General features: G+C 56.2%; 17 protein-coding genes. 13 read left to right on the forward strand and 4 right to left on the reverse strand.

Annotated features, from left to right (window positions below; genetic code table 11):
- The 9 genes from murD to lpxC all read left to right on the forward strand — a co-directional run bounded on the left by murD (position 1) and on the right by lpxC (position 10,415).
- Positions 1-1,320: a UDP-N-acetylmuramoyl-L-alanine--D-glutamate ligase gene (gene murD / locus ACSOSI_RS03485; RefSeq protein ID WP_112364385.1), complete on the forward strand. Its 1,320-nt coding sequence runs from the start codon at positions 1-3 to the stop codon at positions 1,318-1,320.
- On the forward strand, positions 1,317-2,519 hold the full coding sequence (gene ftsW, locus ACSOSI_RS03490; protein ID WP_012005210.1) for a cell division protein FtsW: 1,203 nt from the start codon (positions 1,317-1,319) through the stop codon (positions 2,517-2,519). The genes murD and ftsW overlap by 4 nt, the downstream gene beginning before the upstream one ends.
- Before the next feature lie 3 nt (positions 2,520-2,522).
- A complete protein-coding gene (gene murG / locus ACSOSI_RS03495) occupies positions 2,523-3,587 on the forward strand; it encodes an undecaprenyldiphospho-muramoylpentapeptide beta-N-acetylglucosaminyltransferase (protein ID WP_012005211.1) in 1,065 nt (354 codons plus the stop codon).
- An 83-nt stretch (positions 3,588-3,670) separates the two neighbouring features.
- Positions 3,671-5,149, forward strand: coding sequence for a UDP-N-acetylmuramate--L-alanine ligase (murC, locus tag ACSOSI_RS03500; protein ID WP_012005212.1), 1,479 nt, complete (start codon positions 3,671-3,673; stop codon positions 5,147-5,149).
- Entirely contained in the window at positions 5,139-6,059 is a 921-nt protein-coding gene (locus ACSOSI_RS03505) for a D-alanine--D-alanine ligase (protein ID WP_012005213.1), read from the forward strand. The genes murC and ACSOSI_RS03505 overlap by 11 nt, the downstream gene beginning before the upstream one ends.
- Before the next feature lies 1 nt (position 6,060).
- Positions 6,061-6,912, forward strand: coding sequence for a cell division protein FtsQ (gene ftsQ, locus ACSOSI_RS03510; RefSeq protein WP_259190223.1), 852 nt, complete (start codon positions 6,061-6,063; stop codon positions 6,910-6,912).
- Positions 6,909-8,165: a cell division protein FtsA gene (gene ftsA / locus ACSOSI_RS03515; protein ID WP_004950148.1), complete on the forward strand. Its 1,257-nt coding sequence runs from the start codon at positions 6,909-6,911 to the stop codon at positions 8,163-8,165. The genes ftsQ and ftsA overlap by 4 nt, the downstream gene beginning before the upstream one ends.
- Positions 8,166-8,239: 74 nt before the next feature.
- Positions 8,240-9,394: a cell division protein FtsZ gene (ftsZ, locus tag ACSOSI_RS03520; protein ID WP_004950150.1), complete on the forward strand. Its 1,155-nt coding sequence runs from the start codon at positions 8,240-8,242 to the stop codon at positions 9,392-9,394.
- A 103-nt stretch (positions 9,395-9,497) separates the two neighbouring features.
- Positions 9,498-10,415: a UDP-3-O-acyl-N-acetylglucosamine deacetylase gene (gene lpxC, locus ACSOSI_RS03525; RefSeq protein WP_017891607.1), complete on the forward strand. Its 918-nt coding sequence runs from the start codon at positions 9,498-9,500 to the stop codon at positions 10,413-10,415.
- 14 nt (positions 10,416-10,429) lie between these two features.
- Here lpxC and ACSOSI_RS03530 read toward each other — a convergent pair whose 3' ends face one another.
- Entirely contained in the window at positions 10,430-10,954 is a 525-nt protein-coding gene (locus ACSOSI_RS03530; protein ID WP_476706554.1) for a DUF721 domain-containing protein, read from the reverse strand.
- Positions 10,955-10,980: 26 nt separating this feature from the next.
- Here ACSOSI_RS03530 and secM point away from each other — a divergent pair, with 26 nt between their 5' ends.
- From secM to mutT, 3 genes are all read left to right on the forward strand, one after another.
- On the forward strand, positions 10,981-11,514 hold the full coding sequence (gene secM / locus ACSOSI_RS03535) for a secA translation cis-regulator SecM (RefSeq protein WP_041418462.1): 534 nt from the start codon (positions 10,981-10,983) through the stop codon (positions 11,512-11,514).
- Positions 11,515-11,601: 87 nt separating this feature from the next.
- Positions 11,602-14,313: a preprotein translocase subunit SecA gene (gene secA, locus ACSOSI_RS03540; protein ID WP_017891609.1), complete on the forward strand. Its 2,712-nt coding sequence runs from the start codon at positions 11,602-11,604 to the stop codon at positions 14,311-14,313.
- A gap of 101 nt (positions 14,314-14,414) precedes the next feature.
- Positions 14,415-14,819 (forward strand): 8-oxo-dGTP diphosphatase MutT, encoded by a 405-nt coding sequence (mutT, locus tag ACSOSI_RS03545; RefSeq protein ID WP_017891610.1) that lies wholly within the window; start codon positions 14,415-14,417, stop codon positions 14,817-14,819.
- A 107-nt stretch (positions 14,820-14,926) separates the two neighbouring features.
- Here mutT and yacG read toward each other — a convergent pair whose 3' ends face one another.
- From yacG to coaE, 3 genes are read right to left on the reverse strand one after another with little or no spacing between them, the layout of a single operon-like run.
- Positions 14,927-15,130 carry a DNA gyrase inhibitor YacG gene (yacG, locus tag ACSOSI_RS03550; protein ID WP_012005220.1) on the reverse strand — a complete coding sequence of 68 codons (204 nt, stop codon included), beginning with the start codon at positions 15,128-15,130 and terminating at the stop codon, positions 14,927-14,929.
- Between the two features lie 50 nt (positions 15,131-15,180).
- Positions 15,181-15,933 (reverse strand): cell division protein ZapD, encoded by a 753-nt coding sequence (zapD, locus tag ACSOSI_RS03555; RefSeq protein ID WP_135315112.1) that lies wholly within the window; start codon positions 15,931-15,933, stop codon positions 15,181-15,183.
- A gap of 5 nt (positions 15,934-15,938) precedes the next feature.
- A complete protein-coding gene (gene coaE / locus ACSOSI_RS03560; RefSeq protein ID WP_261414077.1) occupies positions 15,939-16,553 on the reverse strand; it encodes a dephospho-CoA kinase in 615 nt (204 codons plus the stop codon).
- 331 nt (positions 16,554-16,884) lie between these two features.
- Here coaE and ACSOSI_RS03565 point away from each other — a divergent pair, with 331 nt between their 5' ends.
- Complete coding sequence (locus tag ACSOSI_RS03565; protein ID WP_476706555.1) at positions 16,885-17,928, forward strand: GMP reductase; 1,044 nt, start codon at positions 16,885-16,887, stop codon at positions 17,926-17,928.
- The last annotated feature ends 46 nt before the right edge of the window (positions 17,929-17,974 follow it).

Below are 17,974 nucleotides of genomic sequence, written 5' to 3' on the forward strand. Positions count from 1 at the left end.
ATGGCGGATTATCAGGGTAAAAAAGTAGTCATCATCGGGCTGGGCCTTACCGGCCTGTCCTGTGTTGATTTCTTTATGGCGCGCGGCGTGACGCCACGCGTTATGGATACCCGCATCTCACCGCCAGGGCTGGACAAGCTGCCTGAAAGCGTTGAGCGTCATCTGGGCGATTTGAATCAGGACTGGCTGCTGGCAGCGGATTTGATCGTAGCCAGCCCGGGAATGGCGCTGGCTACCCCGGCATTAAGCGCCGCTGCGGATGCCGGCGTGGAGATCGTCGGCGACGTCGAGCTGTTCTGCCGCGAAGCGCAGGCACCGATCGTGGCCATCACCGGCTCTAATGGCAAAAGCACCGTCACTACCCTGGTGGGTGAGATGGCGAAAGCGGCCGGTTGGGCGGTGGGCGTTGGCGGCAATATCGGCCTGCCTGCGCTGAGTTTGTTACGTCAGGAGTGCCAACTGTACGTACTGGAGCTATCAAGCTTCCAACTGGAAACCACCTTCAGCCTGCATGCGGCCGCGGCGACCATTTTGAACGTCACAGAAGATCACATGGACCGCTACCCATTTGGCCTGCAGCAGTACCGTGCAGCCAAACTGCGCGTTTATGAAAATGCCGAGGTCTGCGTGGTCAATGCGGATGATGCGCTGACCATGCCGGTTCGCGGCGCCGATAAGCGCTGCATCAGTTTCGGTGCCGATGTGGGCGACTACCATTTGAACCGTCAACTGGGCGAAACCTGGCTGCGGGTGCGTGGTGAGAAAATCCTCAATACCCGCGAGATGAAACTGACTGGCCGTCACAACTACACCAATGCGCTGGCGGCGTTGGCATTGGCCGATGCGGTCAATATCCCACGCGCCTCCAGTCTGAAAGCGCTGACCACCTTTACCGGCCTGGCACATCGCTTCCAACTGGCGTGGGAACATAACGGCGTACGCTGGATTAACGATTCCAAAGCCACCAACGTCGGCAGTACCGAAGCGGCGTTGAATGGTCTGCAGGTGGACGGGACTCTGCATCTGTTGCTGGGCGGCGACGGCAAGTCTGCCGACTTTTCCCCGCTGGCGCAGTATCTGCAGGGCGATAACGTTCGTCTTTACTGTTTTGGTCGTGATGGCGAACAGCTGGCGCAGCTGCGGCCGGAGGTCGCTACGCTGACCGAGACCATGGAACAGGCGATGCAGGCGATAGCCGGTCGGGTGCAGTCCGGCGATATGGTGTTGCTGTCACCGGCATGCGCCAGCCTGGACCAGTTCCGTAATTTTGAAGTGCGCGGCGACGAGTTCGCCCGTCTGGCACAGGAGCTCGGCGGATGAGACTACGTTTGCCGAACTTCGGGTTGACCGAACTGTTTAAAAACTGGGTCGCGGGATCGCGTGATAACGACTCGGTCAATATGGTGTTGTACGATCGCACCTTACTGTGGCTGACCTTTGGGTTGGCCATTATCGGTTTTGTGATGGTGACCTCGGCATCGATGCCGATCGGTCAGCGTCTGGCGGACGATCCTTTCCTGTTCGCCAAGCGTGATGCGCTGTACCTCGCCTTGGCGTTCGGCCTGTCGATGGTGACGCTGCGCATTCCGATGGAAGTCTGGCAGCGCTACAGCAACATCATGCTGCTGTTGTCGATTGTGATGCTGTTGATCGTATTGGTGGTCGGCAGCTCGGTAAACGGGGCATCACGCTGGATCTCGCTGGGGCCGCTGCGTATTCAGCCGGCAGAGCTGTCCAAGCTGTCGCTGTTCTGTTACCTGGCAAGTTATCTGGTGCGCAAGGTAGAAGAAGTGCGTACCAACTTTTGGGGCTTCTGCAAGCCGATGGGCGTGATGGTGGTGCTGGCGGTATTGCTGCTGGCCCAGCCGGATCTGGGGACCGTGGTCGTGCTGTTCATTACCACGCTGGCGATGCTGTTCCTGGCCGGTGCCAAAATGTGGCAGTTCCTGGCGATTATCGGCTCCGGAGCTTTCGCGGTGGTGCTGTTGATCATTGCCGAACCTTACCGTATGCGCCGCGTGACGTCGTTCTGGAATCCATGGGCCGATCCGTTCGGCAGCGGCTACCAGTTGACCCAGTCGCTGATGGCCTTTGGACGCGGTGAGTTCTGGGGACAGGGGTTAGGGAACTCGGTACAGAAACTCGAGTATTTACCGGAAGCGCACACCGACTTTATCTTCTCGATTTTAGGCGAAGAACTGGGCTATATCGGTGTGGTTTTTGCATTGTTAATGGTATTCTGCGTCGCTTTTCGTGCTATGTCGATTGGCCGCCGTGCGCTGGAGCTGGATCAACGTTTTTCCGGCTTTTTGGCCTGCTCAATTGGCGTGTGGTTTAGCTTCCAGGCGTTGGTTAACGTCGGTGCCGCGGCCGGTATGTTGCCGACCAAAGGTCTGACGCTGCCATTGATAAGCTACGGCGGTTCGAGCCTGCTGATTATGTCGACGGCGATCGTGCTGTTATTGCGTATTGATTATGAAACGCGTCTGGCTAAAGCCCAGGCGTTTGTGAAGAGGTAAGGGATGAGCGGGAAACCTAAGCGTTTAATGGTGATGGCAGGCGGTACCGGCGGACACGTGTTCCCGGGACTGGCGGTCGCACATCATCTGATGGCGCAGGGCTGGCAGGTGCGCTGGCTCGGAACCGCAGACCGAATGGAAGCCGATCTGGTGCCAAAGCACGGGATCGAGATTGATTTCATCCGTATTTCCGGCCTGCGCGGCAAAGGGCTGAAGGCCCAGTTGAGCGCACCGTTGCGTATCTGGCACGCGGTACGCCAGGCGAAGGCAATCATGCGCAACTACCAGCCGGACGTGGTGCTGGGCATGGGCGGTTATGTTTCCGGCCCTGGCGGTTTGGCGGCATGGTTATGCGGTATCCCGGTGGTATTGCACGAGCAAAACGGTATTGCCGGCCTGACCAACCGTTGGCTGGCGCGTATTGCCAAAACCGTGCTGCAGGCATTTCCTGGTGCGTTCCCGAACGCCGAGGTGGTGGGTAACCCGGTTCGTACCGATGTACTGGCGTTGCCGCTACCGGCAGAACGTTTGATTGGCCGTGAAGGGCCGATCCGCGTGTTGGTGATTGGTGGCAGTCAGGGGGCACGGGTGCTGAATCAGACAGTTCCTGAAGTCGCGGCGAGATTGGGCGATAAAATAACGCTCTGGCATCAGGTAGGTAAAGGTGCACTGGAAAACGTGTTGCGCGACTACGAGAGGGTAGGGCAGACGCAGCACAAGGTGGCCGAGTTTATTGATGACATGGCTGCCGCCTACGCCTGGGCTGATGTGGTGGTGTGCCGTTCCGGCGCGTTGACCGTCAGCGAGATTGCTGCCGCAGGCCTGCCCGCGATATTTGTGCCATTCCAGCACAAAGACCGTCAGCAATATTGGAATGCTCGTCCGCTGGAAGAAGCCGGCGCGGCGAAGATTATCGAACAACCGCAGTTTAACGCCGATGTAGTGGCGGAACTGCTGGCCGGCTGGGATCGTCCAACGCTGTTGGCAATGGCTGAAAAGGCGCGCGCTGTCGCCATTCCGGATGCTACCGAGCGTGTGGCGGCGGAGCTGGTGCGGGTCGCCAAATAATTTGCAGGGGTTCGGTACGCCGGGCCTGAATTAAAGAATGTCATACAGGGGCCCGGTATGCCGGACCCGGATTAGAGAGAGTGATGAATACACAACAACTGGCGAAACTACGTACTATCGTGCCCGAGATGCGACGCGTCCGGCACATTCACTTTGTCGGCATCGGTGGCGCCGGCATGGGTGGTATCGCCGAAGTGTTGGCTAACGAAGGTTATCAAATCAGCGGTTCTGACCTGGCACCGAATCCGGTAACCCAACAGTTGAGCGCGCTCGGGGCGACGATTTACTTCCATCACCGCCCGGAAAACGTACTGGATGCCAGCGTAGTGGTGGTTTCTACCGCCATTTCCGCCGACAACCCGGAGCTTGTCGCCGCCCGTGAGGCGCGTATCCCGGTGATCCGTCGCGCAGAGATGCTGGCCGAACTGATGCGTTTCCGCCACGGTATCGCCGTTGCCGGTACGCACGGCAAGACCACCACCACGGCGATGGTGTCGAGCATTTATGCCGAAGCCGGCCTGGACCCGACCTTTGTCAACGGCGGGCTGGTGAAAGCGGCGGGTACCCATGCGCGTTTGGGTTCCAGCCGTTACCTGATTGCGGAAGCGGATGAGAGCGATGCGTCGTTCCTGCATTTGCAGCCGATGGTGGCGATTGTCACCAATATCGAAGCCGACCATATGGAGACCTACCAGGGTGACTTCGAAAATCTGAAGCAGACGTTTATTAACTTTTTGCACAACCTGCCGTTCTACGGTCGTGCGGTGATGTGTGTTGATGACCCGGTGGTGCGCGAACTGCTGCCACGCGTGGGCCGCCATATCACCACCTATGGTTTCAGTGATGATGCCGACGTACGCATCGAGAGCTATCGCCAGGTTGGGCCGCAGGGCCACTTTACGCTGAGCCGTCAGGACAAACCGTTAATGACGGTCACCCTGAATGCGCCGGGCCGTCACAACGCGTTAAACGCCGCGGCGGCAGTGGCAGTGGCAACAGAGGAAGGTATTGACGACGCAGATATCCTGCGTGCGCTGGCCGGCTTCCAGGGTACCGGTCGCCGCTTTGATTTCCTCGGCGAATTCCCGCTGGAGCCGGTCAACGGCAAAAGTGGCAGTGCGATGCTGGTTGACGACTATGGTCACCATCCGACCGAGGTTGACGCAACGCTGAAAGCGGCGCGTGCCGGTTGGCCGGACAAGCGTCTGGTGATGGTTTTCCAGCCGCACCGTTACACCCGTACGCGCGATCTGTATGACGACTTCGCCAACGTGCTGTCGCAGGTGGACGTGCTGCTGATGCTGGACGTGTATTCGGCGGGTGAAACGGCGATCCCAGGGGCGGACAGCCGCTCACTGTGCCGGACTATCCGCAGCCGCGGCAAGCTGGATCCGATTCTGGTTTCCGATGCGGACACCGTGCCGGAAACCCTGGCGCAGTTGTTGCAGGCCGACGATTTAGTGCTGGTGCAGGGCGCCGGCAACGTGGGCAAAGTTGCCCGCAAACTGGCTGAGCTGAAGCTGCAGCCACAGAAAAAAGAGGAGGAACACCATGGCCGATAAAGTTGCCGTACTGCTGGGTGGCACCTCTGCTGAACGTGAAGTGTCATTGCAATCCGGCGCCGCCGTGCTGGCCGGGCTGCGTGAAGCCGGTATCGATGCCCACGGCATTGATATCCGTGACTTCCCGGTAACCCAACTGAAAGAACACGGGTTTACCAAAGTCTTTATCGCGCTGCACGGTCGCGGCGGCGAAGACGGCACCCTGCAAGGGATGCTGGAGTTCCTCGAGCTGCCTTATACCGGCAGCGGTGTGATGGCTTCGGCGCTGACCATGGACAAATGGCGCACCAAAATGGTGTGGCAGTCGATGGGCTTGCCGGTGGCGCCTTATGTCGCGCTGAACCGCAAGCAGTATGCCGGTGCCGAGAAAGCGACGCTGATTGCCCGCGTGGAGGCCTTGGGCCTGCCGCTGATCGTCAAGCCTAGCCGTGAAGGTTCCAGCGTCGGCATGAGCAAAGTCACCGAGCGTGACGCGCTCGAAGCGGCGTTGGAAGAAGGTTTCCGCCATGACGACGACGTGCTGGTCGAAAAATGGCTGAGCGGCCCGGAATACACGGTAGCGATGTTGGGCGACCAGGTATTGCCTTCGATCCGCATTCAACCGGCCGGCGTGTTTTACGACTATCAGGCCAAGTACATTTCGGACGATACCCAGTATTTCTGTCCGAGTGGCCTGGGTGCGCAGCAGGAAGCCGAAATGGCTGCCCTGGCGTTACGCGCCTACCGTGGGCTGGACTGCAGCGGCTGGGGCCGTGTAGATGTGATGCAGGATAGCGATGGCAGCTTCTATCTGCTTGAGGTGAATACCTCGCCGGGCATGACCAGTCATAGCCTGGTGCCGATGGCAGCGCGCCAGTCTGGTTTAAGCTTCTCGCAGCTGGTAGCGAGAATTTTGGAATTGGCCGACTGATATGTCGCAAGCTGCCCTGAATGCGCGTGAACGCGAGGTGGATAACAACCCGCGCCGCAGCAATGGAACCCAGTTGGCGGGAATGGTTTTCCTGCTGATGGTATTGGGAACGGTCCTGTGGAGTGGCTGGGCGGTGATTGGCTGGATGAAAGATGCCAGCCGCCTGCCGCTGTCACGACTGGTGGTAACCGGTGAACGCCACTACACCACCAACGACGATATTCGCCAGGCGATCCTGGCACTGGGATCGCCGGGTACTTTCATGACGCAGGATGTGGATATCATCCAGCAGCAGATTGAACGCCTGCCGTGGATCAAGCAGGCCAGCGTACGCAAGCAGTGGCCGGACGAGCTGAAAATCCACCTGGTGGAATATGTCCCGGTAGCGCGCTGGAATGATTTGCACATGGTGGACGCCGAAGGCAAATCCTTCAGCGTGCCGGCAGAACGAATTGGCAAACAGAAGTTGCCGTTGCTTTATGGCCCGGAAGGGAGCGAACAGGATGTTCTGGACGGATATCGGACCATGAGCAACATGTTAGCGGCCAGCAAATATACGCTGAAAATGGCGGCCATGAGTGCTCGCCATTCCTGGCAGCTGGCTTTGGATAATGATGTTCGGCTGGAGCTGGGACGCGACGATCGCACCGGACGCCTGCAGCGCTTTATCGAGCTTTATCCGATATTGCAGCAGCAGGGGCAGGCAGAAAGCAAGCGAGTCAGCTACGTCGACTTACGCTATGAGGCCGGTGCATCGGTAGGTTGGGCCCCAGTGTTTATCGACCCGCAGGCAGCAGGCGATCAGCAAAACAGTAATCAGCAACAGAATCAGGCACAGGCAAAACAACAATGATCAAGTCGACGGACAGAAAACTGGTAGTTGGACTGGAGATCGGTACTGCAAAAGTCTCCGCATTGGTAGGGGAAGTTCTGCCCGATGGCATGGTCAACATTATCGGGGTGGGCAGCTGCCCGTCTCGCGGCATGGATAAGGGTGGCGTTAACGACCTGGAGTCGGTAGTGAAGTGCGTACAGCGCGCTATCGATCAGGCCGAACTGATGGCTGATTGTCAGATTTCTTCGGTTTACCTCGCATTATCGGGTAAACACATCAGCTGCCAGAACGAAATAGGGATGGTTCCTATTTCCGAAGAGGAAGTGACACAGGAAGATGTGGAGAACGTAGTGCATACCGCTAAATCGGTACGCGTCCGTGATGAACACCGCATCCTGCACGTCATCCCTCAGGAATACGCCATCGATTATCAGGAAGGCATCAAAAACCCGGTTGGGTTGTCCGGCGTGCGTATGCAGGCCAAGGTGCACCTGATCACCTGCCATAACGATATGGCAAAAAACATCGTCAAGGCAGTAGAACGTTGCGGTCTGAAAGTAGACCAACTTATTTTCGCCGGTCTGGCCGCCAGCTATGCGGTACTGACCGAAGATGAGCGCGAACTCGGCGTTTGTGTGGTGGATATCGGCGGCGGCACCATGGATATGGCGGTGTACACCGGCGGTGCGCTGCGCCACACCAAAGTAATCCCTTACGCCGGGAACGTGGTCACCAGCGATATCGCCTACGCCTTCGGCACACCGCCGACAGATGCGGAAGCGATCAAAGTTCGACACGGCTGTGCGCTTGGGTCGATTGTTAGCAAGGATGAAAGTGTAGAGGTGCCAAGCGTTGGGGGGCGTCCTCCTCGTAGTCTGCAAAGACAGACACTGGCTGAAGTTATCGAGCCACGCTACACCGAACTGTTGAATCTGGTTAACGATGAGATTTTGCAATTGCAGGAGCAACTGCGTCAGCAAGGGGTGAAGCATCATCTGGCAGCGGGTATTGTGCTGACCGGTGGCGCCGCCCAGATTGATGGCCTGGCAGCTTGTGCGCAACGGGTGTTCCATACCCAGGTACGCATCGGCCAACCCTTGAACATCACGGGTCTGACGGATTATGCGCAGGAGCCTTACTACTCTACGGCGGTAGGTCTGCTGCACTATGGAAAAGAGTCTCACCTGAGTGGTGAGGCAGAAGTAGAAAAACGCGCCTCGGTGGGCAATTGGTTTAAACGTATCAATAGCTGGCTGAGAAAAGAGTTTTAATGTTTCAACAAAGAGATCATGCTGAGTAATCTTTTTATGATCTCGCAGCGACAGGCACAAAACGGAGAGAAACTATGTTTGAACCAATGGAACTAACCAATGACGCGGTGATTAAAGTCATCGGCGTCGGCGGTGGCGGTGGCAACGCCGTTGAGCACATGGTGCGCGAGCGCATCGAAGGTGTTGAATTCTTCGCCGTTAATACAGACGCTCAGGCGCTTCGTAAAACGGCAGTTGGCCAAACCATCCAGATCGGTAGCGGTATTACCAAAGGTCTGGGTGCAGGCGCGAACCCTGAAGTGGGTCGCAATTCAGCGGAAGAAGACCGTGAAGCCTTGCGTGCCGCACTCGATGGTGCAGACATGGTCTTCATTGCAGCCGGCATGGGCGGCGGTACCGGTACCGGTGCAGCGCCAGTCGTCGCAGAAGTTGCTAAAGATCTGGGTATTCTGACAGTGGCCGTGGTTACCAAGCCTTTCAATTTCGAAGGCAAGAAACGCATGGCGTTCGCTGAGCAGGGTATTGCAGAGTTGTCCAAACATGTGGACTCACTGATCACTATCCCGAACGACAAACTGTTGAAAGTTCTGGGTCGCGGTATTTCTCTGCTGGACGCGTTCGGCGCGGCTAACGACGTGCTCAAAGGCGCGGTGCAGGGTATTGCCGAACTGATCACCCGTCCGGGCCTGATGAACGTCGACTTCGCCGACGTGCGCACCGTAATGTCCGAAATGGGCTACGCGATGATGGGTTCCGGCGTTGCCTGTGGTGAAGACCGTGCTGAAGAAGCAGCGGAAATGGCGATCTCCAGCCCACTGCTGGAAGACATCGACCTGTCCGGCGCTCGCGGCGTTCTGGTCAACATCACCGCCGGTTTCGACCTGCGTTTGGATGAGTTCGAAACCGTGGGTAACACCATTCGTGCTTTCGCTTCCGACAATGCGACCGTAGTTATCGGTACCTCGCTGGACCCGGAAATGAACGACGAACTGCGCGTGACCGTGGTTGCGACCGGTATCGGCATGGACAAACGTCCGGAAATCACTCTGGTGACCAACAAACAGGCCAGCCAGCCAGTGATGGACCATCGCTACCAGCAGCACGGCATGTCGCCGTTGCCGCAGGAAGTGAAACCTGCCGCCAAGGTAGTGAACGATCCGACTGCGCAGCCTAATAAAGAGCCCGACTATCTCGATATTCCTGCCTTCCTGCGCAAGCAGGCAGACTAAGAATATCCTGAGAATTTGGAATCTCCGCTCTTTGTGCTAAACTGTCCCGCCGGCCATGCTGTATGCTTGGTCGGTAGGATTGATAACATTGCGAGATAAAACGATGATCAAACAACGGACATTAAAACGTATTGTTCAGGCGACTGGTGTCGGTTTGCATACCGGCAAGAAAGTCACGCTGACAATGCGCCCCGCAGCGGCTAATACCGGGGTCATCTATCGTCGCACTGACTTGAATCCCCCGGTTGATTTTCCGGCTGATGCAAAATCCGTGCGTGATACCATGCTGTGCACCTGCCTGGTGAACGAGCATGACGTGCGTATTTCTACCGTTGAGCATCTTAATGCCGCGCTGGCTGGTTTGGGTATCGACAACATCGTTATCGAAGTTGACGCCGCCGAAATTCCTATCATGGACGGCAGTGCCAGCCCGTTCGTCTTCCTGTTGCTGGATGCCGGCATTGAAGAACTGAACTCTGCGAAGAAATTCCTGCGTCTGAAAGACACAGTGCGTGTTGAAGATGGCGACAAGTGGGCCGAGCTGTCCCCGCATAACGGGTTCCGCCTGGACTTCACCATCGACTTCAACCACCCGGCTATCGATGCCAGTACGCAACGCTACCGCCTTGATTTTTCTGCCGACTCGTTCGTGCGTCAAATCAGCCGTGCGCGCACCTTCGGTTTTATGCGTGACATCGAGTATTTACAGTCACGTGGCCTGGCCCTGGGTGGCAGCTTTGACTGCGCTATCGTGGTGGATGATTACCGCGTTCTGAATGAAGACGGCCTGCGCTTTGAAGACGAATTCGTACGCCACAAAATGCTGGACGCCATCGGCGACCTGTTCATGTGCGGCCATAACATCATTGGCGCGTTCACCGCGTACAAGTCTGGTCATGCGCTGAACAACAAACTGCTGCAAGCGGTTCTGGCGAAACAGGAAGCGTGGGAATTTGTCACCTTCCAGGACGAAGCCGAAATGCCTTTGGCATTCAAAGCCCCGTCCACCGTATTGGCATAAGCTGATACCACTGATTATTTATCACGACTGGTAGCGTTGGCACCTTCTCCGGCCAGCGATGCCAGTCGTTCCAATATCTTGCGCAGTTTTTCTGGGCTCCGGCTCGCCAATCCCCTTAATTCCTTAGCACTTTCCTGGCTCAGATGACGCATAGGCACCTTCTCCTGCGTATTTCCTGCCGTTTTTGCGGCGTTCTGCACAAGGTTGCTCCCTTTTGCCATCAAGGCCGGATTAATCCTGATGTCGATCGACGACAATGATGGTAGAATTTGCGCTCGTAGTGCAGATAATAAAGCCGGTTGTTCGTAGCGTAGACGCATCATCCAGCTGGCATTTGCCGTTTCTAGCACTAAAATACCCTGTCGGAAATTTGCGACGCGGCACCAGGGATGCAGTTGAACCGGCAATACGCCTTTCACTGCACGGTTAAGCTTCAGCAGCGCCACTGCGCGTTGTTGGACGTTATGCAGCGGGCCTTTGTCTTCTGTGTTAGCGTCGTCAAACAGGGAATCTAATAATTGTGGACGGCTATCGCGCATAATGGGCTCCGGCGGATAATAAACTCGTGATCGGTATTCTAAATCGTTGGCGACAATTTGGCAGACGTTATTTCTGGCCCCATCTCCTGTTAGGGATGGTCGCGGCCACGCTTGGCGTACCTACAAATCTGTCCGGCACGCCCGATCAAGCCGCTCTGCCGAGCACCTCGTCCAGCCTGAACCGGCAAAATTCCGCCAGCGGGGCCTTTAATAGCCTGGCATTACTGCAGGAAGCGCATCGCCGCCCGACCTTCAGTGTCGATTATTGGCACCAGCATGCGCTTCGCACCGTCATTCGTCACCTTTCTTTTGCTCTTGCACCGCAGGCGGTTTTCGCGCGAGGGCAGGAAAGAGAAGCGGAAGCGACCGAACCCCCATTACAGGTAGCGCAACTGGCGCTGCTTTCTACTCTCAACGCGCTGCTGACGCATGAGCAAAAGCCGCCGACCATCATTCGTGATACCCACCATGCCGTGCTACCTGCCTTTGCGCAGCATCAGACAGGGTTATGGCTGGCACAGGTGCAGGGCATTCGCGCCGGACCCGCAGCCTTAAGCTGATTTCTTGCCCATCGGGCGACAAAAAACCTAAAAATAACAGCAAATTGACGGCCCGTGTTGGCTGTCATGACAGAGATATCAAACATCATGTTAGTGAAATTATTGACCAAAGTTTTTGGTAGCCGTAACGATCGTACACTGCGTCGCATGCGTAAAGCGGTTGAACTGATCAATCAGATGGAACCGGACATGGAAAAACTGTCCGATGACGAACTGAAAGCCAAGACCAACGAGTTCCGCGCGCGCCTGGAAAAGGGTGAAGTGCTGGAAAACCTGCTGCCGGAAGCCTTCGCCGTAGTGCGCGAATCAAGCAAGCGCGTGTTCGGCATGCGTCACTTCGACGTGCAGCTGCTGGGCGGTATGGTACTGAACGATCGCTGTATTGCAGAGATGCGTACCGGTGAAGGTAAAACCCTGACTGCAACCCTGCCGGCTTATCTGAACGCCCTGAGCGGCCGTGGCGTGCACGTGGTTACAGTGAACGACTATTTGGCACAGCGTGACGCCGAAAATAACCGCCCACTGTTCGAGTTCCTCGGCCTGAGCATCGGTATCAACCTGCCAGGTATGCCGGCACCGGCCAAGCGTGAAGCTTATGCCGCCGACATTACCTACGGTACCAACAACGAATACGGCTTTGACTACCTGCGCGACAACATGGCGTTCAGTCCGGAAGAGCGAGTTCAGCGCAAGCTGCACTATGCGTTGGTGGATGAGGTTGACTCCATCCTGATCGATGAAGCGCGTACTCCGTTGATCATCTCCGGTCCGGCTGAAGACAGCTCCGAGATGTACATCAGAGTTAACAAGCTGATCCCTCAGTTGATCCGTCAGGAAAAAGAAGATTCCGATTCCTTCCAGGGCGAAGGCCACTTCTCGGTTGACGAGAAAGCGCGCCAGGTGCACCTGACCGAACGCGGCCTGATCCTGATCGAAGAAATGCTGATGGAAGCCGGCATCATGGATGAAGGCGAGTCACTGTACTCACCGACCAACATCATGCTGATGCACCACGTGACCGCTGCGCTGCGTGCCCACGTGCTGTTTACCCGTGACGTTGACTACATCGTAAAAGACGGTGAAGTCATTATCGTTGACGAACACACCGGCCGTACCATGCAGGGGCGTCGCTGGTCTGATGGTCTGCATCAGGCGGTGGAAGCCAAAGAAGGCGTGGAAATCCAGAACGAGAACCAGACGCTGGCATCCATCACCTTCCAGAACTACTTCCGTCTGTACGAGAAGCTGGCCGGGATGACCGGTACTGCCGACACCGAAGCCTTTGAATTCAGCTCTATCTACAAGCTCGATACCATAGTGGTGCCGACAAACCGTCCGATGATCCGTAAGGACATGCCGGATCTGGTCTACATGACCGAGCTGGAGAAGATTGGCGCCATCATTGAAGATATCCGTGAACGTACCGTCAACGGACAGCCTGTGCTGGTGGGGACCATCTCGATTGAAAAATCCGAAGTTGTTTCCCGCGAACTGACCAAAGCCGGTATCGAACATAAGGTTCTGAACGCCAAATTCCACGCCATGGAAGCCGACATCGTGGCCCAGGCCGGCCAAAGCAGTGCGGTCACTATCGCCACCAACATGGCGGGTCGTGGTACCGATATCGTGCTGGGCGGCAGCTGGCAGGCCGAGATTGAACAGTTGGAAGACCCAACTGAAGAGCAAATTGCCGAAATCAAGGCAGCCTGGAAAATTCGCCATGATGCGGTACTGGCCGCAGGCGGCCTGCACATCATTGGTACCGAGCGTCATGAATCACGCCGTATCGATAACCAGTTGCGCGGCCGTTCAGGTCGTCAGGGTGATGCCGGTTCATCCCGCTTCTACCTGTCGATGGAAGATGCTCTGATGCGTATTTTCGCCTCGGATCGCGTTTCCAGCATGATGCGTAAACTGGGTATGAAAGAAGGTGAGGCCATTGAGCACCCATGGGTCACCAAGGCGATTGCCAACGCACAGCGCAAAGTGGAAAGCCGCAACTTTGACATTCGTAAGCAACTGCTGGAATACGATGACGTGGCCAACGACCAGCGTCGCGCTATCTACAGCCAGCGTAACGAACTGTTGGACGTGTCTGACGTTAGCGAAACCATCACCAGCATCCGTGAAGACGTGTTCAAGACCACTATCGACGGCTACATTCAGCCAGAATCGCTGGAAGAAGAGTGGGACATTGAGGGGCTGACAGAGCGCCTGAAAAACGACTTCGATCTGGATATGCCAATCGCCGAATGGTTGGACAAAGAGCCTCAGCTGCACGAAGAAACTCTGCGTGAGCGTATTCTGGAAAAGGCGAAAGAAGAGTACCAGCGTAAAGAAGAAGTGGTTGGCGTCGAGATGATGCGCAACTTCGAGAAGGGTGTGATGCTGCAGACACTGGATTCCCTGTGGAAAGAGCATCTGGCGGCGATGGACTACCTGCGTCAGGGCATCCATCTGCGTGGTTATGCGCAGAAAGATCCTAAGCAGGAGTACAAACGCGAGTCCTTCAACATGTTTGCCACCATGCTGGAATCGTTGAAGCATGAAGTCATCAGCGTCCTGAGCAAGGTTCAGGTGCGGATGCCGGAAGAGGTTGAAGCGCTGGAGCTGCAGCGCCGTGAAGAAGCCGAGCGCCTGGCCAAGCAGCAACAGCTGAGCCACTATGAAGAAAATGCGCTGGTTACCGAGGATCCGAATGCACCGGCAACGGCGGAACGTAAAGTAGGGCGTAACGATCCTTGCCCATGTGGTTCCGGTAAAAAATACAAACAGTGCCACGGCCGTCTTCAGAGCTAAGCCCGGCAATGTTTAACCAATAAAACCCAGGGGTTCAGCGTGCTGAGCCCCTGTTTTTTGGGGTGAAGCCCGTGCCCCGATGGATCAATCAGGAGGATGCGATGAAACATCTGAACATCGCCGTTGGCATCATTCGTAATGCCCAGCAGGAAATCTTTATTACCCGGCGTGCCGCCGATTCGCATATGGCCGGTTTCTGGGAGTTTCCTGGCGGCAAGATTGAGCAGGGGGAGACGCCGGAGCAGGCGCTTAGCCGTGAACTGCAGGAAGAAACAGGCATTGAAACCAAGCGTGCAGAGCTATTGGAAGTGCTTGAACACCGGTTTAGCGATCGTATCGTGACGCTGAATTTTTATCTGGTGGAAGGTTGGGCAGGTGAGCCGTTTGGCCGTGAAGGTCAGCCAATGCGCTGGGTGAAACAGGCTGATTTACGGGAGGAAGAATTCCCGGAGGCCAATGTCAGTATTATCAAACTGTTGGTGGCACAGGCGAACGCTGCACAGTAAAACGAGCGGCCTGGCAGAAACCAGGCCGACAAAAGACGATCGATCAACGATCGTCTTATTCGACTCGTCCATGAGTCTCACCCTTACAGGGCCGCTGCAAGCAGCGTTCAAATCGGTTCCGGACCGATTTGTCCTTCACTCCATTCTTCGCTTTCCGACAGATCGCTGTTGCTGGGAATACGCTTCTCTTCATCGGCCCACTCGCCCAGATCGATTAACTGACAGCGTTTGCTGCAAAACGGGCGGAACGGGCTCACTTCACCCCAAACTACACCTTTGCCACAGGTTGGGCATTTCACTACGGTCGTCATATCTGTTCCTTACTCCCTTCCAACACGTGAAAGGTTTTTATGTCATTGGGTTAGCAACAGGCCAACTCAAAGGTTAATCGTTCCGGTACCACGCCAAGCTCACTGTCCAGCGGCAGGAAGCGGATCGCATAGCGCGTCTTATGGCCGGAAATCTGCGGATAAAGTTGGTGTGCCAGATTGATGCGCAAGCGCAACAGATCGGCGCCTTCCGCGTTATCCTGGAAGAAACCGTTCAAACTGATCTGATTGCGAAACTGCCCGGACTGACGGATCAGATCCAGCACCATGGTCAGCGCCTGGTTCAGTGGCTCCAGCGTTTGCTGCCATTTGGCTACGTCATCATCCCGTTCTTGCTGGGGCGCATGCATCCACATGTGCAGCGTCGGCAAGTCAAAGCTGCAACAGCCGCCGGGGATGCTCAGGCGCTGCCGCACCAGGCTAATCAGCCGGTCTTCACGCAGCGACTGGCCAAGACGCGGAGCAGACATCAATGCCGCCCCGCGCTGTTTCAACTGGTTGCGCAACTGATCCACCAGCGACATGTCGACACCTGGCACATCGGCCCAGGCCAACAGCTTTTGCTGCTGCCGTTCCAGCTCTTTCAGTAACTCTGTGCGCACTTCGCCGCGTTCCAGCACGTCGAGCAGATCGGCGACGGTACGGAAGAAGGTCAGGGCAATGGCTGTTTCGCTCAATGCCCGCTGGCCGTGCAATTGCTGCAGTAAAAATTCCATACGCAACCAGGTACGCATTTTTTCATTCAACGGGTGTTCAAAAAGAACGCTTGGGGAAACATCACTCATTCAGTTTAATCCTGTCGGGTCGCTGATGCCGCCAGCTCAAGGTAACGGCGATGCAGTGCGGCAACCAATGGCTCTATCCCCTGAGCGGTGCCGCTATTATCAATTATGTCATCTGCAGCGGCCAGGCGCTGCTCGCGCGTGACCTGCGCGGACAGTATGTTCTGTGCCTGCTGACGGCTGATGCCGTCGCGGGCGATGGTTCTGGCCAACTGAGTCTCGCTGTCAACGTCGACCACCAGGACGCGATCGGCGCGTTCCTGCAGGTTGTTTTCAACCAGCAGGGGAACGACCCAAAGTGCATAAGGACTGGTCACTTGCGCCAGTTGGCATTGGGTTTCCTGATGAATCAGCGGGTGCAGCAGTTGGTTCAGCCAGCTCTTTTCATCCGGGTTACTGAAGATACGCTGACGGAGCGCAGCGCGGTTAAGCCTGCCATCAGGCTGCAACATTTCATTACCAAAACGTTTGGCGATAGCAGCCAGCGCCGGGGTTCCAGGTTCGACAACTTGCCTGGCGATAACGTCTGCATCGACCACCGTCACGCCATGGCGGGCAAAGGCGTCTGCCACGGTTGACTTACCGCTGCCGATACCCCCTGTCAACGCAACAATGTAGGCCATGGTAGGGAATGCACCTGATGTTCATAAAAAAATAATAGACGAATCATAAAGCGATCGCGCAGAAGTGCAAGTCAGCAGGCGGCGCTTGTTCGGCAGCTTGCGCTGTACGGTGATAAAAAATGCAGACGGAAAGAAAAAATGAGCGGGCGGTCACACTGCGTATTCGCAGGTAAATTTGTCGGATTGTAGCGTAAATAAAGGAGAATTCGCAGTCTTGTCCGGCGATTTTTAGCGCGTATGATAGCGTCACTGGAACTGGCATTAATCTACCGTCGCCTTTCAAGACATTGCGTTCTGCGATCCGTCGCCATAAACCAGGAAATCATAAGTCATGCGTATTGAAGAAGATTTGAAGTTAGGCTTTAAAGATGTGCTGATTCGCCCTAAGCGCTCCACGCTGAAAAGCCGTTCAGAAGTTGAACTGGAGCGTCAGTTTACCTTCAAACATTCTGGCCTGAGCTGGTCCGGCGTGCCGATTATCGCCGCCAACATGGACTCGGTCGGCACCTTCAGCATGGCAGAGGCCCTGGCCACCTTCGACGTACTCACCGCCGTACACAAACACTACACCCTTGAACAATGGGCCGCATTTGTGCAGCGCGTACCGGCATCGGTGCTGCGCCACGTTATGGTTTCAACCGGCACTTCAGAAGCTGATTTTGTGAAGATGCAACAAATTCTGGCCTTGTCGCCGGGGTTGAAGTTTATCTGCATCGACGTCGCCAACGGTTACTCAGAGCATTTTGTCGCCTTCTTGCAGAAAGCGCGTGAAGCCTGTCCGAACCATGTGATCTGTGCCGGTAACGTAGTCACTGGTGAAATGGTTGAAGAGTTGATCCTCTCCGGTGCCGATATCGTCAAAGTGGGTATTGGTCCTGGGTCAGTCTGCACCACCCGAGTGAAAACCGGCGTGGGTTATCCGCAGCTGTCTGCGGTGATCGAGTGCGCCGATGCGGCACACGGCCTTGGCGGTCAGATCGTCAGTGATGGCGGTTGCTCGGTACCGGGTGATGTAGCTAAAGCCTTTGGTGGCGGCGCAGATTTTGTCATGCTGGGTGGCATGCTGGCCGGCCATGACGAGTGCGAAGGCACAGTAGTGGAAGAGAACGGCGAGAAATTCATGCTGTTCTACGGTATGAGTTCCGAATCGGCGATGAAACGTCACGTCGGTGGTGTTGCCCAGTACCGTGCGGCAGAAGGCAAAACCGTCAAACTGCCACTGCGTGGCGAGGTTGAGTTTACCGTCCGTGACATTCTTGGTGGCCTGCGCTCTGCCTGTACTTATGTCGGTGCGGAACGTCTGAAAGAGCTGACCAAACGCACCACCTTTATCCGCGTAGCGGAGCAGGAAAACCGCGTATTCGGCAGTAACTAATCCGGCTCGCTTCAGCCTGACCAAACCTTGGGCGCAGTTCAGTGCT

The sequence above is a fragment of the Serratia sp. AR11 genome (assembly GCF_056376275.1).

Coding starts and splice junctions, on each gene's coding strand:
- murD (WP_112364385.1), top strand. CDS start 1: ATGGCGGATTATCAGGGTAAAAAAGTAGTCATCATCGGGCTGGGCCTT.
- ftsW (WP_012005210.1), top strand. CDS start 1,317: ATGAGACTACGTTTGCCGAACTTCGGGTTGACCGAACTGTTTAAAAAC.
- murG (WP_012005211.1), top strand. CDS start 2,523: ATGAGCGGGAAACCTAAGCGTTTAATGGTGATGGCAGGCGGTACCGGC.
- murC (WP_012005212.1), top strand. CDS start 3,671: ATGAATACACAACAACTGGCGAAACTACGTACTATCGTGCCCGAGATG.
- ACSOSI_RS03505 (WP_012005213.1), top strand. CDS start 5,139: ATGGCCGATAAAGTTGCCGTACTGCTGGGTGGCACCTCTGCTGAACGT.
- ftsQ (WP_259190223.1), top strand. CDS start 6,061: ATGTCGCAAGCTGCCCTGAATGCGCGTGAACGCGAGGTGGATAACAAC.
- ftsA (WP_004950148.1), top strand. CDS start 6,909: ATGATCAAGTCGACGGACAGAAAACTGGTAGTTGGACTGGAGATCGGT.
- ftsZ (WP_004950150.1), top strand. CDS start 8,240: ATGTTTGAACCAATGGAACTAACCAATGACGCGGTGATTAAAGTCATC.
- lpxC (WP_017891607.1), top strand. CDS start 9,498: ATGATCAAACAACGGACATTAAAACGTATTGTTCAGGCGACTGGTGTC.
- ACSOSI_RS03530 (WP_476706554.1), bottom strand. CDS start 10,954: ATGCGCGATAGCCGTCCACAATTATTAGATTCCCTGTTTGACGACGCT.
- secA (WP_017891609.1), top strand. CDS start 11,602: ATGTTAGTGAAATTATTGACCAAAGTTTTTGGTAGCCGTAACGATCGT.
- mutT (WP_017891610.1), top strand. CDS start 14,415: ATGAAACATCTGAACATCGCCGTTGGCATCATTCGTAATGCCCAGCAG.
- yacG (WP_012005220.1), bottom strand. CDS start 15,130: ATGACGACCGTAGTGAAATGCCCAACCTGTGGCAAAGGTGTAGTTTGG.
- zapD (WP_135315112.1), bottom strand. CDS start 15,933: ATGAGTGATGTTTCCCCAAGCGTTCTTTTTGAACACCCGTTGAATGAA.
- coaE (WP_261414077.1), bottom strand. CDS start 16,553: ATGGCCTACATTGTTGCGTTGACAGGGGGTATCGGCAGCGGTAAGTCA.
- ACSOSI_RS03565 (WP_476706555.1), top strand. CDS start 16,885: ATGCGTATTGAAGAAGATTTGAAGTTAGGCTTTAAAGATGTGCTGATT.